Source organism: Microbulbifer variabilis (assembly GCF_056232115.1).
Map to the genome: position 1 here is coordinate 261,909 of NZ_CP174325.1, position 23,222 is coordinate 285,130.

At 44.3% G+C, this 23,222-nt stretch carries 20 protein-coding genes; all 20 read right to left on the bottom strand.

What is annotated here, in order from left to right:
- Window positions 1-158 precede the first annotated feature (158 nt).
- Window positions 159-1,547: an aldehyde dehydrogenase family protein gene (locus ACJJI7_RS01165; protein ID WP_444901125.1), complete on the bottom strand. Its 1,389-nt coding sequence runs from the start codon at window positions 1,545-1,547 to the stop codon at window positions 159-161.
- Window positions 1,547-2,605, bottom strand: a complete 1,059-nt coding sequence (locus tag ACJJI7_RS01170; protein ID WP_444901124.1) for a phenylacetate--CoA ligase family protein — start codon at window positions 2,603-2,605, stop codon at window positions 1,547-1,549. Before ACJJI7_RS01170 ends, ACJJI7_RS01165 begins: the two co-directional genes overlap by 1 nt.
- A 27-nt stretch (window positions 2,606-2,632) precedes the next feature.
- On the bottom strand, window positions 2,633-3,265 hold the full coding sequence (locus tag ACJJI7_RS01175) for a pyridoxal 5'-phosphate synthase (protein WP_282952678.1): 633 nt from the start codon (window positions 3,263-3,265) through the stop codon (window positions 2,633-2,635).
- A 9-nt stretch (window positions 3,266-3,274) separates the two neighbouring features.
- The gene (locus ACJJI7_RS01180) at window positions 3,275-4,117 is read right to left on the bottom strand and encodes a PhzF family protein (protein WP_282952677.1); all 843 of its coding nucleotides are present in this window, start codon (window positions 4,115-4,117) and stop codon (window positions 3,275-3,277) included.
- Between the two features lie 261 nt (window positions 4,118-4,378).
- Window positions 4,379-4,672, bottom strand: coding sequence for a hypothetical protein (locus tag ACJJI7_RS01185; protein ID WP_020412660.1), 294 nt, complete (start codon window positions 4,670-4,672; stop codon window positions 4,379-4,381).
- The gene (locus tag ACJJI7_RS01190) at window positions 4,657-6,558 is read right to left on the bottom strand and encodes an anthranilate synthase family protein (protein WP_444901123.1); all 1,902 of its coding nucleotides are present in this window, start codon (window positions 6,556-6,558) and stop codon (window positions 4,657-4,659) included. Before ACJJI7_RS01190 ends, ACJJI7_RS01185 begins: the two co-directional genes overlap by 16 nt.
- Window positions 6,555-7,175, bottom strand: coding sequence for an isochorismatase family protein (locus ACJJI7_RS01195; protein WP_020412658.1), 621 nt, complete (start codon window positions 7,173-7,175; stop codon window positions 6,555-6,557). Before ACJJI7_RS01195 ends, ACJJI7_RS01190 begins: the two co-directional genes overlap by 4 nt.
- Before the next feature lie 103 nt (window positions 7,176-7,278).
- Window positions 7,279-7,737: a PhzA/PhzB family protein gene (locus ACJJI7_RS01200; protein ID WP_020412657.1), complete on the bottom strand. Its 459-nt coding sequence runs from the start codon at window positions 7,735-7,737 to the stop codon at window positions 7,279-7,281.
- Between the two features lie 57 nt (window positions 7,738-7,794).
- Entirely contained in the window at window positions 7,795-9,393 is a 1,599-nt protein-coding gene (locus ACJJI7_RS01205) for an MBL fold metallo-hydrolase (protein WP_444901122.1), read from the bottom strand.
- A 31-nt stretch (window positions 9,394-9,424) separates the two neighbouring features.
- Window positions 9,425-10,459, bottom strand: coding sequence for a 3-oxoacyl-[acyl-carrier-protein] synthase III C-terminal domain-containing protein (locus ACJJI7_RS01210; RefSeq protein WP_282952673.1), 1,035 nt, complete (start codon window positions 10,457-10,459; stop codon window positions 9,425-9,427).
- Window positions 10,456-10,743: a phosphopantetheine-binding protein gene (locus tag ACJJI7_RS01215; RefSeq protein ID WP_020412654.1), complete on the bottom strand. Its 288-nt coding sequence runs from the start codon at window positions 10,741-10,743 to the stop codon at window positions 10,456-10,458. Before ACJJI7_RS01215 ends, ACJJI7_RS01210 begins: the two co-directional genes overlap by 4 nt.
- Window positions 10,724-12,280: an AMP-binding protein gene (locus ACJJI7_RS01220; RefSeq protein ID WP_444901121.1), complete on the bottom strand. Its 1,557-nt coding sequence runs from the start codon at window positions 12,278-12,280 to the stop codon at window positions 10,724-10,726. The genes ACJJI7_RS01215 and ACJJI7_RS01220 overlap by 20 nt, the downstream gene beginning before the upstream one ends.
- A gap of 148 nt (window positions 12,281-12,428) precedes the next feature.
- Window positions 12,429-13,625 carry an acyl-CoA dehydrogenase family protein gene (locus ACJJI7_RS01225; protein ID WP_444901120.1) on the bottom strand — a complete coding sequence of 399 codons (1,197 nt, stop codon included), beginning with the start codon at window positions 13,623-13,625 and terminating at the stop codon, window positions 12,429-12,431.
- Entirely contained in the window at window positions 13,615-14,409 is a 795-nt protein-coding gene (locus ACJJI7_RS01230; protein ID WP_444901119.1) for an SDR family NAD(P)-dependent oxidoreductase, read from the bottom strand. The genes ACJJI7_RS01225 and ACJJI7_RS01230 overlap by 11 nt, the downstream gene beginning before the upstream one ends.
- A complete protein-coding gene (locus ACJJI7_RS01235; protein WP_444901118.1) occupies window positions 14,406-15,845 on the bottom strand; it encodes an MFS transporter in 1,440 nt (479 codons plus the stop codon). Before ACJJI7_RS01235 ends, ACJJI7_RS01230 begins: the two co-directional genes overlap by 4 nt.
- A 26-nt stretch (window positions 15,846-15,871) precedes the next feature.
- Window positions 15,872-16,546: a class I SAM-dependent methyltransferase gene (locus ACJJI7_RS01240; protein WP_444901117.1), complete on the bottom strand. Its 675-nt coding sequence runs from the start codon at window positions 16,544-16,546 to the stop codon at window positions 15,872-15,874.
- Between the two features lie 207 nt (window positions 16,547-16,753).
- Window positions 16,754-17,821, bottom strand: coding sequence for a 3-deoxy-7-phosphoheptulonate synthase (locus tag ACJJI7_RS01245; protein WP_444901116.1), 1,068 nt, complete (start codon window positions 17,819-17,821; stop codon window positions 16,754-16,756).
- A gap of 2,683 nt (window positions 17,822-20,504) precedes the next feature.
- Window positions 20,505-21,197, bottom strand: coding sequence for a MaoC family dehydratase (locus ACJJI7_RS01250; RefSeq protein WP_444901115.1), 693 nt, complete (start codon window positions 21,195-21,197; stop codon window positions 20,505-20,507).
- Between the two features lie 67 nt (window positions 21,198-21,264).
- Window positions 21,265-21,978, bottom strand: a complete 714-nt coding sequence (locus ACJJI7_RS01255; RefSeq protein WP_444901114.1) for a 4'-phosphopantetheinyl transferase family protein — start codon at window positions 21,976-21,978, stop codon at window positions 21,265-21,267.
- 54 nt (window positions 21,979-22,032) lie between these two features.
- Window positions 22,033-23,220, bottom strand: coding sequence for a hypothetical protein (locus ACJJI7_RS01260; protein WP_444901113.1), 1,188 nt, complete (start codon window positions 23,218-23,220; stop codon window positions 22,033-22,035).
- Between the last annotated feature and the right edge of the window lie 2 nt (window positions 23,221-23,222).

The window sequence follows — 23,222 nt, forward strand, 5'->3', positions numbered from 1 at the left end:
AGGATTAAACTTGATATTCCAATTACTCGACAAATCAATAAATTGGTACTCGATTTTACTATCATATCTTTCATCCTGAAAAAGTTTTAATATTCCTTCATCATCCCAAATTTCATTACCACTTCACATACAAGCTGTTAAATTTGCTTTCTATTCTGCTAACTGGATTTTAACCATTGAGTGTGAACCCGAAGTCCCCGATTACACATTAAGAAATCAGCTAAATAGCCATCGTGAGGTACCCGATAATCCATCCAGGTAGTGGGAATAATGCCAATATAAACATTGGAAATGGAAGCATCCGATAGTACTCGGTGAATTAGTTCTTTCTCGCGGGATAAAAGCGTAACAACAAGAGAGCCAGATAATGCACTAAAATCTTCCTGCCGATTAAAAGGTGCAACAGTTATACAGGGAAATGGCAGTTCACGCTGGACCTTGGCATCGGTAGCACTCTCAACTAAGGTAACATGGGGTTTTAAGGGGTACCCATTAGTTGAAGTATGATCATATAGCCATGGATTTTCTTCAGCTTGCAATAGATTCATATATGCATCAACCTCCCGCCTTCTACCCAGGGTAAGGGGTTGCTGTTTCGCGCGAACTTCTAGTTCAAGCCTTAGCCGATGAGCAAAGCCATAGGGGTCATCCTCCACCAATACTGCACTGGCGCAGACGCAGGCCGCACCACCTCGTGATAAAACAGACTCAGCAACAACAGTGACAGCCTCTTCATGATCAACATCCCTACCTACAACCATTTTCGATCGTCCCGGACCTTGGACTAGAACTTTAGGATTGCTTCCATACCGCGTAGTAACCTCTGGGCCACCATAAACTATTGCCAGATCACTTAGCTCAATCAGGCTATCTACCCCCCTGTGATCAGTCGGGATCAAAGCAACGTATTGTTCCAACCCCGCCAACTCAAGAGCGCAAATAAGTCTCTGTGCAGTGAAGGGTTCGCGGGATGAAGGTCTGACCATGGTTCGGTATCCCATAGCAATAGCCTGGGGCCAAAGGCCATGGACACCCGGACCGTTACCTGCCGCAATAATTGAAACAACATCCCCTCGACGTGACAACAAGCTACAACCGTTACTGGCGGCGGAGTCTCGGTAATCCCAAACAGCGCCGGCTGGGGTAGCGGCCTGCATAATCCCGAGCATATTATTAAGACTATGAGAAATGTGAGTCATAGACTCGGCCACCAGGGATTTCTGCAACCCCGTTACATTAGCAACCATCGAAATATAGGCGTCCGGTTCCAGGCCTGCTAAATTTGCTTCCTTATATATCTGGCCAGCCTTTGCTAATCGCTCATAGCGTTGCGAAAGTGTTAGTGATTCCCCTTTCCGCATCTGTACGATTTTATCTTGTATATAAACGGTAGGGACGATCGCACTTTCACCAACGATGCGATCAGATACATCCATTATCGGCTGCCGTCGCCTGGTATGATGAGAAGCACCTAGGCAACGTGCTTCCACCTGTAGTACCTGTTGCTCAAAAGGAGTTTTCCGGACATCACTAGTGAGCGCTGCCATCAATACACTCCTTCAATCACTGCTTTACCGGAGACCTGCGCAACGGGTTTTACATCACTGACAGAAGAACCGGGACAATTCCCTAAAGTGGGAAGTCGCACTGCCGTATCACGCTCAAAGATATTGGGGAAAAATGCAAAGCGACTCAGGTGATTCATCACCACCTGTCCTCGCCCATTGTACTCAACGGGTTTTCCACTTTCTGGGTCGACCACCTCCAAAATGACATAAGGTGCGTAGCTGTCAAAGATAGGAGATCCGTTATAGTCCTGATTAATCCGCGCTTTGGTCTCCGAAAGAATCATAGTGCTTCCATAACTCGCTGTTATAGGGACATCAGGGAATACCATCGTTTTCAAATAATCTAGTGTGTCTACATCCATATGAGTTCCTCCCCAAGTGATCATCTCAAGGGTACTGTTGAGAGTTTCAGCTAAGGAGCGGCGACGCGCTATCGCCTCTAACAAAGGCGGTGTTGCAATAAGATATTTAATAGCTTGTGTAGCAATGATGGGTTCCGCCTGGTCAATAAGATGATCGGAGTAGTCCCTGGCACCTTCCATATTTTCTGCCTGGATCAATTTTTTTACCCAACGGGGATCTAAATCTACAGTGAAGCACTGCCCACCAAAAGCTCTGGCACGACGACGGTTGATGGCTCCTACGATATGAGGGCCCGTCGGTATAATTGCCAGCGTATTTTTCGGAGTCTTATCTGTTGAGGTTTCAAATCCCTCCAAACGCCAACTAACCACCTGCTCAAGCCACGCCTCATAAGCAACAACCCGTTTGGCTGTCCCCGTTGTCCCGCCACTTTCAAATATCCCGGCAAGCCTATAATCGGCCAGTCCTTTAGGTTGCAGATCTTCAATCGCTATCTCACGAAGCAACTGGCTGATATCAGGAAATAAAGACAGATCGGCCAATGATCGGACATCCTTAACTGGATCAAAATCAAGTTGACTGCGCATTGATAACCAAAATGGAGAGCCGGTATCCGGCGAAAAATGCCAGTTCAAAATGTCAGCCAAATGACGTTGGAAGTCAGGTGATTCCATAGGAATGTTCCTCCGTTGAGTAGGTGACTAAGGCTGAAGTCGTATATGCTTCCACTCCGTTTGATCCCGTTCGAATCGCAACCTCTTGTGAAGCCGATTAGAACTCGACGACCAAAACTCGATTGCTTGAGGCTCGAGAACATACACTGAAAACCTCTCGGGACAAGGCAATGCGCCTACACGATCAAGCTCTTGCGCAGCAGCTAGCAGTTGATCATAGGAATCCAAAGGCTCACTTTGATGAGAAACCGTCGACATCGCGTGCAGAGGTATTGGGCGAGCGTCCCACTCTCTAACTGCCCGCTCTCGATCAAGCTGCTTAATTTTCCCACTTACGGAGAGCTGGCGACCAAGCTCGCGCCAGTAAAAATGTCCACAGGCAAAGGGGGTCTCTTCGGTATCTTTTATTTTACGGCTACAGCTGTGCGTGGCGAAGATGATACCAATGGTCGCAAAATCCAATATAGCCATGACTCGCGATGACAGAGCGCCTGAGAGGTTCGCTGTCGCCATTACCATCGCCCGAGGTTCACGAACCTTGTTATCGATAGCCTCCTGGAGCCATTGTCGTGCAAGAGACATGGGGTCACTAGGAGGGGTCTCGTATTCAGAAAAGCTTTGATCCACTTTCCCTGTCATGCTTTCAAAAGTACTGCTCATAATTCCTTCCTAGATAAAATATTGACCAGTAGCTACCTGAAACCCATAGCCACCAACTTTGAGGAAAGGGGAGTCATTTTTTATATTGGCAATAGCATTCATACGAGAAGGTCTCCCCATTTCCACCCCCTGTGTGATCTTTATTTCTGCACCGAACTTTACCAATCCATAACGCGAAAGATGCAGTGCCAATGGCCCCGCTGCAGAACCTGTGGCCGCATCTTCTGCAACACCATAGGCTGGAGAAAACATACGAAGTCGCCAGCTCTCTCCTATATCCGGGCTAAAACAGAGCGCTGCCATATTGTGGAAATCTGATAGTCTCCTCAGGTCTGGACTGATTTGGGCAAGCTCATCCTTATTATCCACCCCGACAAAGACGTGTCTGGGCCCCACATCATACATATCTACCGGCAATGTACTTCGCCTCACTCCAAGCGCCTCAAGTAATGCCTCTTGATAATCAAAGGATGAAATTACCGGGCAGGGCTGCTCCATCTGTATGTAAGCTGAGAAAGGATTTTCTTTAACGGGTTGCACTGCAAAGTTAAAAAGGCCTTTTTTGGTTTCGATCTTTAATTCCGTAAGATCAGTTGCTTTCGATAAAGCCAATGCGGTGCCCAACAGCGGGTGCCCCGCAAAATCCAGTTCATTGACAGGCGTAAAAATCCTGACATTGACATCGCCACCTTTGCTCGGGGTTCCAATAAACGTTGTTTCTGAAAGGTTAAGTTCAGCCGCAATTCTCTGCATACTATTGCTGTCCAGGTCATCGCAATCAAAGAAAACGGCTACGGGATTACCAGTAAATGGTTCTCTACCAAAGGCGTTTACAACAGTGTATCTATGCATTTTATTATTCCATTAATCGAATACTGAAAACTCTAACCAAATTAAGGAGCCTCTGAACAACTCCGTGATGCCTCTGGCTTGCAGAGTGGTTTAAAATTAAGGCGCGGCTTCGCAGGAATATCTAGACCTTTCAAGAAGTCGCAATGCGGGGTGTGAATCGCTCCGCAAGCCCCGAAGAGTGGGCCTTAAAGGTCACGGTTACTGCGTTGCAGTTCCTGCAAAGGGCTAATGCCATTCTTTGATGCTATGCCCTATGAATTTCTATCCAGCTGGTTTGCTTTCAAAGCACACATCAAAGGCTATTCGATGATCAGGCGGTCTGTTAATAATTTCCGCTGAGATATTAGGTGGCATATCAGAGAGATTAGGTTTATCTCCACACCAGATCATTAAAGCACCCCAGCGGGGAGTGTCCTCTGAGACAAGCCAAAGCTTCGTTATCATATTAGGCACAAGCTCCCATTCCTTGAGAACTTCATCGGTTAAACAGCCCTTAAGCTCATCGGGCGCGGGATCATTATCATCAAGATCCCACCAGGCTAGTTCAATACGCATTCAACCCTCATTGATAAAACGGCATCCCTCAGAATTCTGAAGCCATCCATTGTCAATACTGATTCAGGATGGAATTGCATCGAGCAAAAGTTGGGCCCTTGTAACCCGTGAACCTGGTTTGACCCCGGATCACGATAAATACGTACTTTACCCACTGGACTTTCGATATAATCCGTGTCAGATATCGCAGTAAATGTGTTGTAAAAGCCGACTGTCTCTGTTTTTCCAAAGATAGAAATCTGCTTCTGCAGCCCCTGATTAGGCTGTTCAAGTGGCTTTATCGGTAAACCTAGAAGCGAGCATAAAATCTGGTGACCAAAACAGATAGAAACAAAAGGTTGATTATTTTCCCAAGCTTCAGTCATCACACGTCGACTGGCAACAACCCGTGGATCGTTGTGATTACATGGATCACCAGGACCTGGCCCTACAATAATAAGTTCGGAATCTGTAACTGAATTAATTAAGGTGTGGGGCACGACCTTAACCTTTAAACCTGCAGCGCGCAGTTGGTACTCCATCATTGAAGTGAATGCATCTTCATTATCAAGAATCGTAACTGTAAGCCTCTCATCCTGCTCCAAAGTAGGATCGTTCATACCTGAAGTCCCACTCAACCAAAAACTGGATAGACGTTTATTTCTATTAAGTAGAGACTGGCCAATACACTCCTTCTTTGCCAGGGAATCCATTGCACTGACACCCATGGCAGCTTGAAGTGCAGCAGCTTTCGCCGCTGTTTCTTTAGTTTCCGAGTGAGGGTCAGAATCGCGTACCAAAGTAGCACCTACTCCTACTCTCATATCTCCACTCTTTAATATCTCAGCGGTACGGATAAGAATTGCCGAGTCTAGCAAAGTCCCACAATCATTATTTTCGATCATCGCTGCAAAACCACTGTAGTAGGAACGCCCACTGGTTTCATAGCGGGCTATCACCCTGGTAGCATTTTCAAGAGGACTGCCAGTTACCGTTGGTGCAAACATCGATCGCTTCAATATTTCAGAAAGTGGCAAATCCGTGGAACCTTCAATTCGGTAACCAACATGAGCTAATTGGGACATCTGAATAAGATAGGGACCCTTTGCAATGACTTCGGAAGAACATATATGAGTCATCATTTTCAGTTCTTCATCAAGAACCATTGATAACTCATCTTCCTCCTTGCCATTATTCAGAAATTCCAAAAGTCCATCCTGGGTCGGACCCAAGGAGGGAAATCGGTAGGTACCACTGATAGGCGTCATGGAAAGCGATTTCGAATTAAGTTTTATATGCATTTCCGGGGAGGCGCCTACTAAAGTAAGATCGCCCATTCTGATAAAAAATAGCCAGTAAGCTCCCTTTTCCTGCTTTACCAAGTTGCGGAAAATAGTCAATCCAACGTGATCCTTGTAATCAGCTAGCTCACCAGTAAAGGTACGCTTGATTACAAAATTTGCTCCTTCTCCCGTTCCAATTTCCTGTTCGATCACTGCCCTTACTATATTTTCATAACTTGCATCATCGGGTATAAAGTGAGCATCTCTGAGATTGACGGGGACATCCGGTAATTCAGACAGGCCTGTTTCGAGCGGTATTGTTCTATATTGATCAACGTCAAGTGCCCGAAAAGGCACTTGATCATCGATAACTGTAAAACCACGTTCTTCAATCTGACGATATGGGGTAACAACAAGTGTTCCCCAACGACATGTATTTTTCTGCTCTTCCTGAATGAGTTCCAGTTCAGCCAGATTTTCCAGTATGCGCTCGGTTCCCGTCAAAACCTCAAGTGTCGGTTGTTTATATCGCTCGGGTCGGTAAACCAATGCATAGGCATCATAATGACCATCAATAACATTTTGTAAAACATTCGATGCATTGGCGGCGCCATCAAAGGTCATTGGCATACCTCCTCTGTTGGCAATACTTTAGCGCAACATTCCGCCGCATAATTTAATGCTTGCAAATGGTCCTGCTTGGAAAAGTCAGCAATAGAATCCTGAACGAGAAAGACCTCTATATCTCTTGAATAAGCATCCACAGCACTAGCGAGAACCCCAATATGAGCGAAAACACCACAAATAATAATTTGATCACGGTGTGTATTATGAAAAATATCATCAAGGGAAGTGGCATGGAACGCACTATAACGCCACTTGGCCAGCACCGAGTCTTCTTCCCTAGGTGCAATTTCCTCAGTAATAGCGGTATGCTCAGGACTGTTGCTCATCCCCTTTCCCCAAATATCAAAAAGAAGCCCCCGCTGTTTCTCCGACATATCTCCGCATTGCGCCGTATAAACCACTGGTATGTTATGTTTTCTTGCGTACAAAACAAGCGCCTGACAATTTTCAATCAGTGCTCTACGTAGTGGGTTCGGAAACATCTTCAGAAAATATTGCTGCATGTCATGAACCAGCAAAATACTGCGACTATTTACTTTGCTCCAATTAACAATATTGTCTGCACTTAAATCCGACGCTTGAAGTGTGTAATTCTCGATTCTTGGAATACTCATGCCCCGCCCCACATTGCCGTAGCCTCTTAATTATATATTTTCAAGAAGAAAATAATTCTGGCTTAGCAGTAAAATAAGCTGCTCGCCCTTGAAACAATCTAAATCAAGCCGGTATGCCTGCCCTAACAATCTGAGGTACCGCAATACCCAATGCCTCGAACTGCTTGCAGGGGTTCATAAATTCACGTTGAATTTTTATTTTACCGTTCTCAAATTCAAAGCTATGGATAAAATGATTTTCATAGAAACCTTCTGGATACCCTTCGAAACAGATACGGCCTTTGCCATCACACTCTACCCAAAAGAAATCCGGGTTCTGGCCATCAAATATTTTAATGTTGAACCAAAGCCAGTCAGGAAAGCACTTGAGAGACCATACAGCATGCTCCGCTAAAAGTTTTTTGCTGCGTATCATAATGGGCTCACCAGTATCGGTGGTCCAAAGACCTCCGCAGCCATCTTCAGTAAACAGTTCATGGCGCTTTAATCGATCTTGTCCCTGGGTATTCATATACTTTTCAACAATACGACGATTGTGTTGTCTTTGCTCATCTTGAGTCATGTAGTCATCTCCTATGATGTAGAACAAATTTACGAAGGGAACACCGTTGATGCCCTATCAGTAAAAAGTAACGTTTTTTCCTACCAGTCGCTGGCAAGCTACTCCTTTATCGCTGCATAGCTTAATCATCTTGTCAGATTCAATAATTTGCTCTGAATTATCTTTATAATCCAGACCCATAAAATATTTGTACCAGGGTTCTAATCCCATGGCATAAAGAAAAACCTGCCGGGCGTTGAAGGTTTCAACCATATGATATGCCTGCTCAGCATTTGAGCCGTTTAAGCGGCGTGAATGACTGATATCTTTACTCACAGGCTCAGTGTTAAGCGCACCATAAATCCATGTATAAGGCGCCCCAACACATTCCATGCCAATAGCCAGAACATCAACATCCCCAACCAACTTATGAACATGGCGATACATTACTGGATCGCTATTATTGGCATCGGCGCCAAATAAGAATTTCTTACCCATAAGCTCAATATACCAAACGGTTTTTGAACGTATATTAAGATCGCCGTGCTCTCCCAAAAAAGGTATCGCCTTTATTTTTCCATCAGAAACTTCAACTTCCTCAATGTCGCCCACCTCTATCACTTTAAAGCCCAGCTGTTGGGCGATTAGTTTCATGGAGGGGTCAATTATTGTTCCACCATTATTAACGGGTAGAATCAGTTTATCCGCTTTATGACGTAACTGTAGTAAAGTTTCCAGATTGAAATGATCGTGATGATTATGGGTAATACAGATATAGTTAATTGTCTCAGGTAGCTCAGAGTAACTGATAACATCATCGGCATAATGTTCACCTCTAACAGGAATTACCGGATCTATTAAAATATTAATCGAACGGGTTTCCAGCATAAATGAGGCATGACCGAGAAAAGTTAATTTTACTCCACCATCAGATATTGGCTTATGACGTCTTGTCGGCGGTTGCGAGGTAAACAATTCATTGTAATGTAGTCCGCCACGCACTTCGGTTCTTGAAAATATAGCTTCAGCTACTTCCCGCACTATTCCTTCTGTACGTGATTTAATTATTAAGTCTACCTCTGGCGTGCAGAAATCGACCATCCATTGCATATGATTCTCATCGGCCAGACGGGGGGTAGAGAAACAGAATGGTCTTTCCCCCACCTTGGAAAGCAAACCAAAGTAAACACTTTGTAGTGATTTTCGATAGTGTTTTGAATGATAGAGTAAAGGTTCTATTAAACGATAACCCGGATTGTGATTGATGTCCTGTACAATCTCAATGAACCCCCTTAGAGGCTCTGGAGTTTTTTTATACAGGTATTCAATCGATTTTCCGTCACTATGGGCACGGATTAATTTATCCAGTTCTTCAACCGCTTCAGAAAGTTCTAGTACATCGGTAAGTTGATTTTCCAGTTCAAGCAACAGTGATTTAATATCTTCCACCTGGTCAGCTCGGGCATTAAGAAATTCTCCACCCGTAAGAGCAGGCACTTGTGCTGCCATAATGTGAACTCTGGCATTTTCAACAAAAGAAGACATAATCCTTTTGTGCGTAATGGCCATGTAACGTGCGGCCTGAACCGGCGGAATTAAATAAGACCATGCAAACCAGTGATTAACTAAAGGTTCGAAATAGGCTTCTTCTTTCAGGTATATCAAGTCACTAGACATCCAACATCCCTATTTTGATCTAGTCAGATTTTTATTTGTTGGGGTTTTCACATTCCAGTAAAAAACATCCCCATTTCATGCCACTTGAAATTGCGCTCAGCACAATCCGATCACCTGGGTGGATATTTCCCTGCTTCCGCTTGATATCGAGAGAAATTAACTGCTCAGCGCTGCCCATATGGCCGATTTCCGCCACTAGATCTGCGTTGGTTTTATCCAATGGTATCCCTAGCCTTGATGCCAGACTCTCCATACTTTGCCGACCTTCTAATGTATGTAAGAGGGTAAATTCAGATTTTAAACTCCACCCCGCTTCAGCCATACAGGATTCAATCATTTGAAGAGTATTATCAGCACGTAGTTTCAGAAAACCTTCGAGATCACTACCGGAAAAACGATAGAGATCCATTACCCTTTCACGACCGAGTTGGTCCTCGCGACTGTCATGATTGGGCAGTAGTACCGGATTTAGACCTCCACCCCGCTCGATTCGCATCATATCCACGAAGCGAGTTTCAGAGATATCACGACCTCCCCTATAGTAAAAACTACACCCTTTCGTCGGCGAATCAGATTTGCTCACAATGGCAGCCACAGCGCCATCTGTGAGAATCGCATTCATTAATCCGAACCGGTCAAGGTGAGGCTCACTAACGCGTTGGGCATGCACAATCACACCCACTTGCCCCACTTCCAAACTGTCTATCAGGGCGCTAGCACTAATCCAGGCACTGATACTGGAGCCACAGCCTTCCACCAGGTTTAGGGTTTTAACTTGTAGGCCTCCCAACTCAGCACCAATCTGGCATGCGAAGTCGATACCAATGAAATCTGGTACATTGGATTGGCCACCAACTATAAAACCAATATCATCGACGCTATATCCTGACTCATCCAAAGCTTTGACGACAGCCTGAGCGCCGAACTCTCGGACACTGCCATTGTGCACCCAATATTTGTCATATCCGGCGTGTCGAATTGCCCTCAGATGCATTTCATTAGGATGGTCCAAATCCTCCAATCGATGAGGTTTAGCCAGGACATGGCCAAGTCCAATCATTCTCATTCCACGACCTCCACAGTAGTTTGTCCACAGATCGTTTGAATAGATTGAGTTTTGTCACGTTCTACATCAGTCGTTATCAAAACGCATTCCAGGGTATTACCTAACAGCCGAGCCACATCAACCTCAATATTGTCCCTGTCCTTCAAATTGATCGCGAGCTGAAGTGCCAGGAATGAGTTCCCACCCAGTTCAATAAAATTATCAGTTGGCCGAACGTCCGTTTCATTTAGGAGCTGCTCTACCTCGCGAATTAGCGCTTTTTGATCAGTACTCTTCCTGTTCATACATACTCCTCCTTAACGACATTCTGTCGGTTTTTCCTCTTTCGTTAATCGGCCATTGTTTATCATCAAACAATCTATATCGACTGGGCCTTAAGTAAGGCGGTAGCTTTGAGCAGGCCAGTCGTAGCTCCCGCGTTGAAAGTTCAACATCTCTGCATCCCCTAACACAGGCCAATAACAGATCTCCTTGATTGCTGGTATTCTCGACCCAAACCACAGCCTCATCTACTTTCTCATGGGACTGTAAATACTCCTCAATTTCGTATGGCTCTACACGAAAACCGTTAATTTTTTGGTAACCACTGGATCGGCCGATAAAAACAAATCTGCCCTGTTCGTCGAGCCTGCATATATCCCCAGATTGATATCCGTCGGTTAGAGGCTCTCCACCTTCATAGCCCGCAAATACTTGTGCACCACAAATTTTAAGCTCGCCGAATTCCAAATCCTGAACGTCAACTCCATTAAGCTCCAAATTTTCGGCTTCCAGATCATTAGAATTCAGCAATTCAAATTTAATGCCGGGAAAAGGCTTGCCGATAGGTATCGACTCCAGAGCCAGGTCACCTTTGGTGACAACATGAGTTGCGCAAAACACCGTTGTCTCCGAAGGTCCGTAGGCGTTAATTAGCCTCACCTTCGCTTTGTCTAACTGGTTAAAGAAGGGTGAAAAAGTACTGGTTGACAGCTTCTCTCCTGCAAATAGGATTTCCGTTAAAGGGTAGTCCTCCCAATTTACAGATCCTGCTTCACTGGAGAACAGGTAGCGGAATTCAGAGGGCGTCACCGACAATACATTTATTCCCGCTTTAGCCATCAACCTTTGTGTAGATCTGGCGTCACGCTTTTTATTTTCATCCAGAACTACCAGACACCCGCAATGAACCAAGCATCCAAAGGTTTCCCATATCGCGTAGTCAAAAGAGAGATCGTGAGTCCACAACCATTTAGCATACAGGTCAATTTTCAATGCTTTTTGGGAATTTTCCAAAAAGGAGGAGAGCTGGCCACGCATAATAGGTACAATTTTGGGTTCACCTGTTGTACCAGAGGTTCTCACGCAATAGACTTCATCACCGGCGATATCACTTCTTACCAGACCCCGGTTTGATTCGGGTAACTTCCAGAAGGTCCCAATTCCTCTTAATGAAAGGCCACCATTAAGTGGTAATTCAGTATCTGTCAGGATACCCACACAATTTGCTCTTTTAGCTTCCTGAAGCTGTTCGGATTTATCGAAGCCCCGGGGTAATGACATAAAGGATACGCCCGTGATCAAACAGCCAAGCATCAACTCATATAGCGCTATGGATCGAGGTATATCCAAAGCCAGGCGCTCACCCGGTAAGATAGCCATCTCTGTTAATTGGGTAGCAATATTTTGTGCGGACTCACAGAGTTGGCGATATGATCTCACCTTATCGTTATGTATTACAGCAGGAGCCTCCGGGTTCTCCTCCAGGGCCTTATTTAATGCCTCAACTACAGGTTGTAGCCCAAAACCCAGCTGCATCACCGTTTCTCTATACGCTTCCATACTCTTTCTTCTGCTTAAACAGTTGTACTGTCACGGCTAGGCTCTACAGAACAGGACGACCTCTGACCTAAACAGTATTCCCAAGTACCCACTTAAATACGCGATATTCGTAGGACGGATTTTTAACTAAAGTTAATGAATAAACGGGTTAAAACATTCGCGTAAGCTCTTTAGGATCACGCTCAACTCTTGATAGACCAATGGCTTCTTCTGGTACAAATTTGGAAAATCCACCATGGCGGGCTCCCACATTAACGTCCCTCCAGATTCGTTCCAAAGGGCTGCCTTTATCCAGTCCCGAAGCTCCATATATCCAAAGCAGGTCTTGAACAATCGACAAACAACCACGCATGATCTGTGTCGCACGTCCACGAATAGCAACCCGATCTTCAGTCGTTAATGTTATTTCTGGCTCTCGCGCAGCATGGTCAATGGTGTCAGCATTAAATTCCGCTGCCCGCTGGTAGATATCAAAACTGCTCCAAAGTCGCCCTATTTCAGACCTGATAGCCCCCGAATCGCTCATTGATGTATAGGTACTACCAAGAACAGGGTGTTTTCCGGCAGCGGCTGCAACATACTCCAAACCTGCTTCTGTCGCGCCGAGCATAGAACCCACCAGGCAATTCATCAGTACACCAGTGAAAAGACCTGCGTAGGATGCATGTTCTTCCCTGCCAGCTAACGCATTTAACCTACGATTCTCACCGGAGAGAATATGAGAATAGTTCTCCACATTACTATTGGGGATCTCAATATCCCTAGCCCGCACTGTGAGACTTTGCGTACCTCGCAAGCCAGCTGAGTTCCAACTTGCAGCTACATCCAGCTGCTCTGCGGGAACAGCGACCACTTGAATATCTTGGGTATCCGCACCTTCAACGGTCGCCAGACAGAAAAAATAACTGGCATAGGTCGATCCTGATGCGTATCGCCATTCACCATTTAGAAGCCATTGATTCGATGTGGGATTTTTTTTCAGCAACCCTGGTCGCCCAAGTACCATGGCCAGAATTTTATTCCGCTCCATGGAGTAGGGCTGTGCCTCTAGCGAATGAAAACAACCACGCATAGTCCACGCTGAATTGGATACACCGGCAATCCATGCTAGAGATGCATCGGTCTTCCCGAGAATTCGGCAAACACGAAGAACTTCACGTAATGACCCCGGGCCAGAATCTCTGTTTTCATCCAGGATTTTTACGATGTCAGAGGAACCAAGCACTTCTATCAAACCACTCGACAGCTCTTCCCGATCCCCCTCAGAAAAAGTACTAACTACTCTCTCAATTTCAATATCGTTGTCAGTACTTGACAGTGGTAAAGCATTCAATTTAATCGACATGCGCGGATCTCCAATCTCTAATTTTTTCCTGTGCCTCTTTTATGGCAAAATCAACAAACTCAGGCGATGTCGCCATACGTTTAGGCATCACTGACGAATCAAATATTTTCCAAAAGAAGGGCAGACTCGCTGCCGGATCATTAATGGTGTAACCACATGAGGATCGACTGACAAGATCTTGTTTATTATATTCGGACCGGGTTTCCTGGCGGCGGGCGTAAGTCGTCGCCCACCCGGTTTTATGGGGTCCGGGTTCAATACAACCCACTTGAATTCCAAAATCCTGTAGTTCAAGACGCAAGGTATCGGCTATAGCTTCAATAGCATATTTACTAATTTGATATGCACCTAGAAGAGGCCAGCAGGCCACACCACTCATACTCGAAACCAGTAATATTCGTGATGCTTCGCCCTCACGCATCATTGGTATTAGTGGCCGAATTACATTAAGCGTACCCTCAACATTCGTTTTAAACTGCTCCCTGATTTGCTCGCTGGACAAGTCCTCCAGTGTTCCAAATTGTGCAAAACCGGCAGCAGTGACTACCCGCGTTGGTTTTCCAACTTCCTTAACCGCTTGATGTAATTTTTCGCTTAGCGTGAATGAATCTCTGACATCTGCAATACACGGCACAAAGAGATCTTTGTATTCCTCCAACATTGCTCCAGCAGCATTATCAGAGCGAGTAATACCAATAACCGGTTCACCACGATCCCTAATGATCGAATCTGTCCAGCAACGACCCAGCCCACTTGAACATCCACTTAGCACCCAAATATTCATGTATTTAAAACCTCCCCCTGTACTGAATCCTGCCTACTGCTTCGAGACAGATAGGCCGCAATTGATAAGCCCAGAGCAATCAATAGGAAGCACACCAACGTTGCTAATCCCGTGATACCCGGAGACTCCCGGAGATTGGTAGCAGTTATCTCGAGATCAATTCCTAATTTCAGCCGTACAATCCAGTCAAAAAGAATTGCCACTATAACTGCCCCCATAGCACTCAACGCCTGACGTATAGAGTTAAAAAATGCTGCGGCCCGCCCCAGAGCCTCAAAGCTAACCCTGCTAAGTGCCAAGTTGGCGAGGGGTGCAAAGGCCAGGCCGGTACCCGCCCCTCCGATCATCATGACCAGGAAAAGCGCTATAAAAGTGACTGTTCCTCCCGGCATAAGAACACCAATAAAACCCAGTAACCCATTGGCAAGAGCAAATAACATCAAACCACTTCTAACTATTCCTTCAGGTTTTATACGATCGGATAGATGGCCAGCGTAGGGGCCCACCACGGCGTTGGACAGGGCGATTGTCATCATTAGTACACTGATAGCCACTGGACCAAAGTTCATGCATACATCCAGGAGGAAAGCTAATGGTAAATAGAAGCTAGCGACCCCTAATCCCAGTAATCCCGAAATAAAACAGATCCTGAAAAAAGTACCGTCAAACCACAACTCAGGGGATAAAATGTAAGCACTTTTATTCTTCACTTCTTTGCGAATCAAAATAGCAATGACTGCAGCTCCGATTAATATCAAAGCTATACCTACTCCCCGTAATATCCCCGCGACACTGATATAGTGAATACCTATAATTACACCAGCCAAACAGAGCCCATAAACTGCACTGGCAAAGGTTTCCGATAGTCGGATACCACTACCGGGATCACTGGGCAAACACCGCAGGGCGATAACTAAAGCGGCCAGTACAAAAGGAATATTAATCCACATTACCCAACGCCAATCCGCAGTCGTTAATAGTAATTGTGTAATCACCGGGCCGGTAGCAGTTGCAATTCCTGCAACTGCACCCCAAACCCCTAACGCTGTCCCCCGTCCCCCTTTAGCAAAGAGGATAGAAATGTAGGCCATGCTTTGAGATGTCAAAAAGCCAGCGCCAATTCCCATCAATGCACGCCCAACAATAACCTCTACAAAGGTTTGTCCTGCCCCACTAATCGCAGCCCCCAAACCCAAAACCAGAAGTGCACCTATTAATACAATTTTTCTATCCGTCGAATCTCCGAGCCGCCCCCCCAAAAGAAGAGATGCAGCATAAGTGATAAGATAAATATTATTGACCCAGGCAACCCTGGCTGGACTGACCGTGAATTCATCCATCAGAGTTGTGTACATCAATGGCACAGTGGTCATATCCATCATGACAATAAAAAAACCAAGGCATAGCCCAACAAAAGAAATGTGCTTATATTTCACTCTTCTTTTTCCTTGTTGGTGAATTTCTATACGGAAGCTTGAAGGGTTAAATGCCATGCGGGTAGTCTTGTCCTGCCATGACTATCCTTCTCAATCCTTAACCCTTTCTTTTTCTGGAAGTCTTCAATAGCGGCAGCATTCCCTTTGTATTCAACTCTGTCCACACACTTTATGCTCCAGCCACTGGCCTCAACACTAGCTGCAATCTCAGATAGTTCGTTAGCCAGGGGCTTGGGCATTCCTAGTCTCGAGGGTGCGAAAGTAATCAAATGAAAAACCGTTTCTTTTGTGGCCAGTCGGCGCATTTCCTCTAAATAGACGATGCGCTTATCTGCAGGTATGGCATGATAAACTGCCGAATCCAAAATGAAGTTGAACCCCGACTGCAAACCCGTATTGCAAGCATCACGTACCTCAAACGATATGCCGGAATCAGGATATACTTCCCGGCATTTCTCAATCGCTGTAGAAGAAGTATCTATAGCTATCACTTGATAACCTCGATCAGCAGCTGCTTTTGCGTTTCGACCAAGACCACAGCCGATATCCAACAGGCGACCGGGATGAGCTCTATCAAGAATTTCGCAAACCGCGGGTTGCGGTACTCCAATTTCCCAGGGAACGCTCGTTATTTCTGCGCTCCCGATTAATGATTTGCCTTCATACACACCATTGAAATCAGCATGATCATATTCGCTCATAAGATATCCTTAAATTCTATTTGGCCCGATATATTTTGAATAGAACATTTAATCTATATCGAAATATTCCTGTCCTGGCATTCATTTAACTTCAACTGAATCAACCTCGTATAGAACATCCAAACTTTAAGGCCAAATGGATATCAGCCCAACAGATTAGCTCCAAATACCGGCTAGAGTTCAATTTGTGATAAATGGAAATATTTTTTACTGGCGCTGGATAAAAACGTCATTAACCTGGGAAATGATATCTATTGTCTCATCCCAACCAATACAGCCGTCGGTGACTGAAACACCGTATTTCATCATATCCTTTGGTAAATGAATGGCTTGCTTACCTTCATTAAGGTTACTTTCCAACATTAATCCGACAACTGAGCTATTACTGTGTTTTAGTTGTTCAATAAGGTTATCGACAACCACCCTCTGCTGCCTGAAATCGTAATTGGAATTTGCATGGCTGCAGTCAATTACCAAATTACTGGGCAGCCTTGCTTCGGATAGAGTGCGAGCTACCTCTTCGACTGCTCGTTTCTCGTAGTTGGGATTCTCCCCACCTCTTAAAACAATATGAGTATTCAGGTTTCCCAGGCTGTTGATCACTGAAATTCTTCCATCTGAGTCGATTCCAAGAAAACTGTGTTTTCCAGACGCAGACTTCATGGCGTTCATGGCTACCTGAATATTTCCATCGGTATTATTCTTAAATCCAACCGGCATAGATAACCCACTAACCATTTCACGATGGGTCTGTGACTCAGTGGTTCTGGCACCGATGGCCGCCCAGCTTATTAAATCTCCCAGATACTGAGGTGTTACCGGGTCCAATACTTCCGTTGCTACGGGAATTTCAAGCTCCGCCAGGTTGATCAATAGTTTTCTGGCGGCGGTTAGACCAGCTTCCACATCAAAGGAGCTATCTAACTTAGGATCATTGATAAATCCTTTCCAGCCAACTGTCGTCCTTGGTTTTTCAAAATAGACCCGCATAACAATTAGTAGATTTTCACTGTAATTATCACTCAGGGACTTAAGGCGACTCGCATATTCCTTGGCGGCATCGATATCATGAATTGAACAAGGCCCCACAATTACTAAAAATCGCGGGTCTTTCCCATGTAAAATCTCGGTTATTGATTGCCTGGAGCGCTGAATAAAATCAGCCACATCAACGCTAACAGGATAGGCGGACCAGAGTTTTCTCGGGCTTACGATGCGATTAGCTGAAACAAAATTCAGGTTATTGGTTTGACTTGGCACAAGAACATCGAGCATATCAACAATCCTTATTCAACAATAGAAACCAACTTTACAATCTATAAAATACCTTTAACCACTATGTGAAATTTAAAATACAAAGGAATCCCTACCAGAATGAAAATTCCAGATCAACAAAAAAGGAATCCTGTCAGTACAAAAAATTAAATCTTACATAATGTACTCTTGATTTAAATCAATTCACAATTAGAGTGTTTTCTGCACGAGAGTCACAGACAAGCGACTAGTTCTTCTTTATAAGAAAACTATCAGTTTTCACAATAAGAATATGCATTACACTCTTCCGTTTTAAAAAAAATTTTATATGGCCGACACTTAAAGCCATATTGACATTATTACTATATACCAACTCAGGCTTGGTAAATTGCAACACTTTAATATTTCACAGCATCCTGCAATGAATCGATAATAACCTTATTACTTTATAAAGAAACTATGCTCTAGCTAACTCAGATGAAATTATCATTCAAAATATACAGTTTCATTACAAAACACCGTTATATAATTTTTTCTGTGGAGAAATTTCACCCTTAACTATAAAAAGCAAGCACACATAACTCACTTAACGGTTATCATTTTGAGCAACCGCTTCACCTTTCTAGATATTCATAGAATTAAATCTTATAACGAAACATCGGTGCGAATTTCAAATTCCACCATGGCAAATACCTCCACCTGGCAAATAATTTCTTAATCTTTCGGCCATCCCCTTCACTGTGCACCCTCAGATGAACAACACGTATAGCATCCCCTCTACAGTTAAAATCTCAACTCTCGGCACTCATGCTTTATTTAATTGAATTTATTAACCGATCATCTGCAAGGTGATGGAAACTCTTTACACCTACAATTTTACATCTTTGGACATCAGAATTTTTTCAAGCAAATATAGCAGTCAACTTAAAAACATAGATTACAGAGGTGAAAAAAAAATAAAAGCCGCCAATGCAAAAATAAAACTTTCACGACCAAAATAGATGACCATGTCACATTTTTTCTCATATAATTTTAAATTTCAAATTTGGTATAACCAATCAACATCGCATTAAAGTATTAAATGCTTGTTATTTTTCACAAAAAATTAAACTTAAGTTTACAAAGTTCTTACAGGAATCATATTTCTAAAGTTTTCACGCGGCCAATTTTTAGTTGGAGTTTTATTTTTCATAGATCATTAGAGGTTGCTTTAAGCTTTACCTACTTAAAACGATGGTGTCACTTATTTTTAATTTGACCAAAAAATATCGATAGCAATACTTTTAAAGCGCTCTTGAAGTAATTTATTCATCGAACATTACAACGCATATTGTTTTACCAACCAGAGATATGAATTGATAAAAATCAATTTTTATCCCGACCTACCAAACAACGTCGAGCTTTTATTTACCATCCGTGACAATTGGCTAGTGCAGAGATCTCTCATAAGAGTTTAAAAATAATAGAAAACTGTGATTGGTAAAAATAAATTTCATGAAGTGCAATGGCTCGTATAAGTAAAAATAGCTGCCAACTTATGCCTGACCTGGCAATAATTTTGGTCTTATGCCGAATTTTAATCGACCAACTTCACAGCGTGTAACAGTGATGCCTACAAAAAAAGACAGTATTTATTTCACTGAAAAGGAAGGGAGCTGGGAACCTTTAGTCGTCCGGGTGAGCTCATCGGGTAGTCGGGCTTTTCCAAACTTTACGCCGATCGCTGTTTTCATTTCCCTGAGAGCTGCCACAAATAGTTCATAGTCAGATAGATATAGCTCACTTAACAGCCGTCACACGGTCCTAGAGACTGTTGAAGCCCAGAGGACACAGAGCTGAACCACTACGTCATTGGGCGTGGAAGCTATACTTTGAAATCTATTCGACAAGCTTCAAGAGACTTGTAAATTTGAATAGGTGATGGCGGCATCAATTCAATAAAAGCTTTTATAAACCAGCAGGTTACAGCCTCTAAATAATTTCAGTCACTTATTCAAAGATTATAGTGCTAGGAGTGTATACTCTTTACTGTTCCCAGACGCCATTTGTTCTCGCACAATAAAGTTTGAACACTAATTTTATTTTGGAACAATAAAGTTTGAACACTAATCACTTCAAGAGCCTAACTGTACCTTTGGGGTATCAAACAGGTGAGATAAATGAAGAGGTAAGTTGCTTCAAATTACACATACATACCGACAATTTTATCCTAAAAAAAGAAAAAATTAGATATAGCATACCAAAAAAATCTTTATTCAAAAAATTTTTTCTAGTTATTTGCTTATTGGTTGGTTACACATCTAGCGCTCATACCTCATCATTACAAGTGAACCACTCGATCTTTGATGGAATCCATCTAGATTTGTAGCAACGCAGCCACTAATCCTCGGCAATGGAGCGCTCAGTCAGAAAGGTCAGAAATAGAAGAGTTATCTAGGTGGTAAAGACACGTCTAACGCCGCCCCCAGCTGTATTTCCCTACTTAACCAGGGAAATTAATAAACCCCAGCCCCCATAGCCTCTGAAATTCCCTATCAGATAGCAGGAATACACCTTTCGATAATCACAGATACTCAAGGTTCATATCTCTATCCAGAGATGGCTAATTCTGCGCTCTTGCAAGAGCGATCAATCGAGAATTACTCTCCTCCCAGTTTGCCTATGATAATTATAAGTGCCGGGAGGGTGCGCGTGCATTTTGAATTCAGAAGTAAAGTTTCAGCACACTATCCGCAACACAAACCATGCGACCTGAACCTTCAACCTCTACCTCAATATGATTGATCATTTCCACACTACGCTTCGATGGCACCAGGGACTTTAAAGTCGTACGAGCTCGGATACGATTGCCAGTCTTAACTGGATAAGGAAAACGCACCTGTTCAAGGCCGCAGTTTATAATCATTCTAGCTTCAGGGTAAGGCGGTTTTTCCGGATTGACAGTATCGGTGAGCTCGGGAATTAGCGATAGGACCAAAAAGCCGTGGGCAATTGTGCCTCCAAACGGCGATTCAGCCCTTGCTCGTTCTGGATCAATATGAATCCACTGGCGGTCCCCAGTTACTTCGGCAAAACTGTCAATGCGCGACTGGTCAACTACAATCCAGCGCCCAATATATATCTGCTGACCAATACGTGCTTGCCAGTCTTGGTAGAAAGCGATGGCCTTAGGGTTCTTAATGACTTGTAATTCACGATTGCTAGCAGGATCAACAACCGGCCCAGCTTTCGAAGTCCAGGAATTTTTAAGCAAGTTACTGATGTAATAGGACAACTGATGCAGGTGATTATCATGGGTGCTTTTGAGGTCCAAATTGTTAATCCGAGCCCTAAGCAACCTTTCCTTTTCCCTGATGTACTCAAGCACGTCCATCATCTCATCCTGTATTAATGACATTGAAGCAGCGTAACTGGACCTAAAATTAATTTTGTGCGGCAGCTACTTCCAACTCCACGTCTTGTTTCTAAAACGCCTTGCGGCTGAGTAGGTTAAAATGGTTTGGTTCCAATCGACCCAAAGGCGACAACGCCGGCGACTCCATCGCTACACAAAGCCAATAACGTTGCGCCAACGTGCAAAGGTTAAACCAAAAGCTCCCCCTTTCTCTTACCTTACACTCAAGCCACGTGGCTGGTTGCGAGTTAAGCAAAGATACAAGATCAAACTCGATCGTAGAAAAAGGCAGTCGAAGCCCCAAACCACACGCTTTGGACACAGACTCTTTAATGCACCAAACCCTTGTTAACAATTCACAGTGAGCAGCGCTTGGGATAGTCATTACCTGGTCATATTGCTCTGGACTAAGTAAATGCCTGAAATTTAGACCTGAGCCCAGTTCACGAGCAAGGGGCTCCAGATCTATACCTGGATCAACGGTAGAGCTAAGCGCAATCGCGACCACACCACTAGCATGAGAAATACTAAATTTTATTGGGGCCACACTTTGGTTTAAAACTCTAGGCCTGCCTTGCTCATCAGGGAAAATTTCCCAATCTGCCGGCAAAATACTTACGCCTCTTTTAGTGGATAAAACATAACGCAATAGGTAACGACCAAGCAGAAAATGTAGGCCCGCCGCTCGATTAACAATCCCACTATATCTTTTCTGCTCAGCCTCGCTAACTGTGGTGAAGACAGTTTGCGGATCATGCTTAATTAGAGTTTCAAACTCCTTCACGGTAGCAATCCAAAGACCTATATCCCTGTTAACTCCGGTCTTCATAGGGTCCGCTCAAAAAGAATAATGCAACTTAAACTCGATAAAATCCTCATCCCGTACTGGATACAGCCAAGTATCACTGCGGCCCACATTGAGGAATAAAAACGCCCGAGTTTCGATTCTAAAATAATCACTCAGACGGTGTTCTAAGCCTAAGTCGAGGTAGTTGCCATGACTATCGAAGTCATAACTTATGACTCCTCGAAATTCGCTGTCACCGGTATCACCGAAGCTAGCTCTAAGGCCGACAAAGAGATCGTTCTGACCTAATGTTTCAGCTTGCTCATCCCTATCGTCGATTAGATATTCGGCGATCAAGGACAGATCTTGCATACTATCCGGTAGCGAATAAATCGGGTGCTCAAGGCCAACGTTTGCAGCAAAGAAACCTTGCTCCAGTTCGCGACCAGTTTTCGCTTCCAACTTAAAGGTCGTGTCGCCGAGGAGATAAAGTGTGTCCAGTAAAAAATTCTCGGTTTCGATGTAAAAGGGAGTCAACATCGTCGCTGAAGGGCTAGGCCTTACCAGTAGTGGCGCCCGCCTAGTGCCTCTGAAGTAACCGATCCCTGTTTCTAAATCACCAGCGTAAAAATGGCCTCGCAGAGCAACATCTCCACCTCTATTCGAGCTTTCAAAAAGTGCCCGGTCCGAAATCGGTAGTCCGAATGACGGGCGCTCTGGAAATTCTCGCTCACGAAAAGTTGGCAGATAGAATATCGATAGTTCGCCGTTATCAAAACGCAGACCTAAAGATGCGAAGGTCTGCCCCATCTTTTCCTTTCCGTCGATAGCTTGGCGCAAGTCAGCCTGATTAAGTACATTGACTATATTCAGAGATTCAGAAACGCCCCAAAAGAAAGTACTAACACCGAGATTCAGCGATAACTGATCACGGCGCCAGTGAAGGCTGGCTTGGCGGATATCGGCATAACGACGCTCCCCATCCTGCTCATCCCAGCTACCAAACAACCGCAACTTATAGCCAGTATCACCAATATCCCCCTCAGCATTTGCTTCAATTTCAAGCCCCGGTCCGAAGCGGTAGCTATCATCAATGGCCAGCGACTCCTCTTCTGCAAATATACGAGCCGTGGCCGCGATATCAACAGAATACTTGTCAACCTTGACCTCTGCGAGGACCGGCATAATGGTAAGGCTTAGACACAGCTGCACCCAAAACGCTAAACGCAAGACCCCCATAC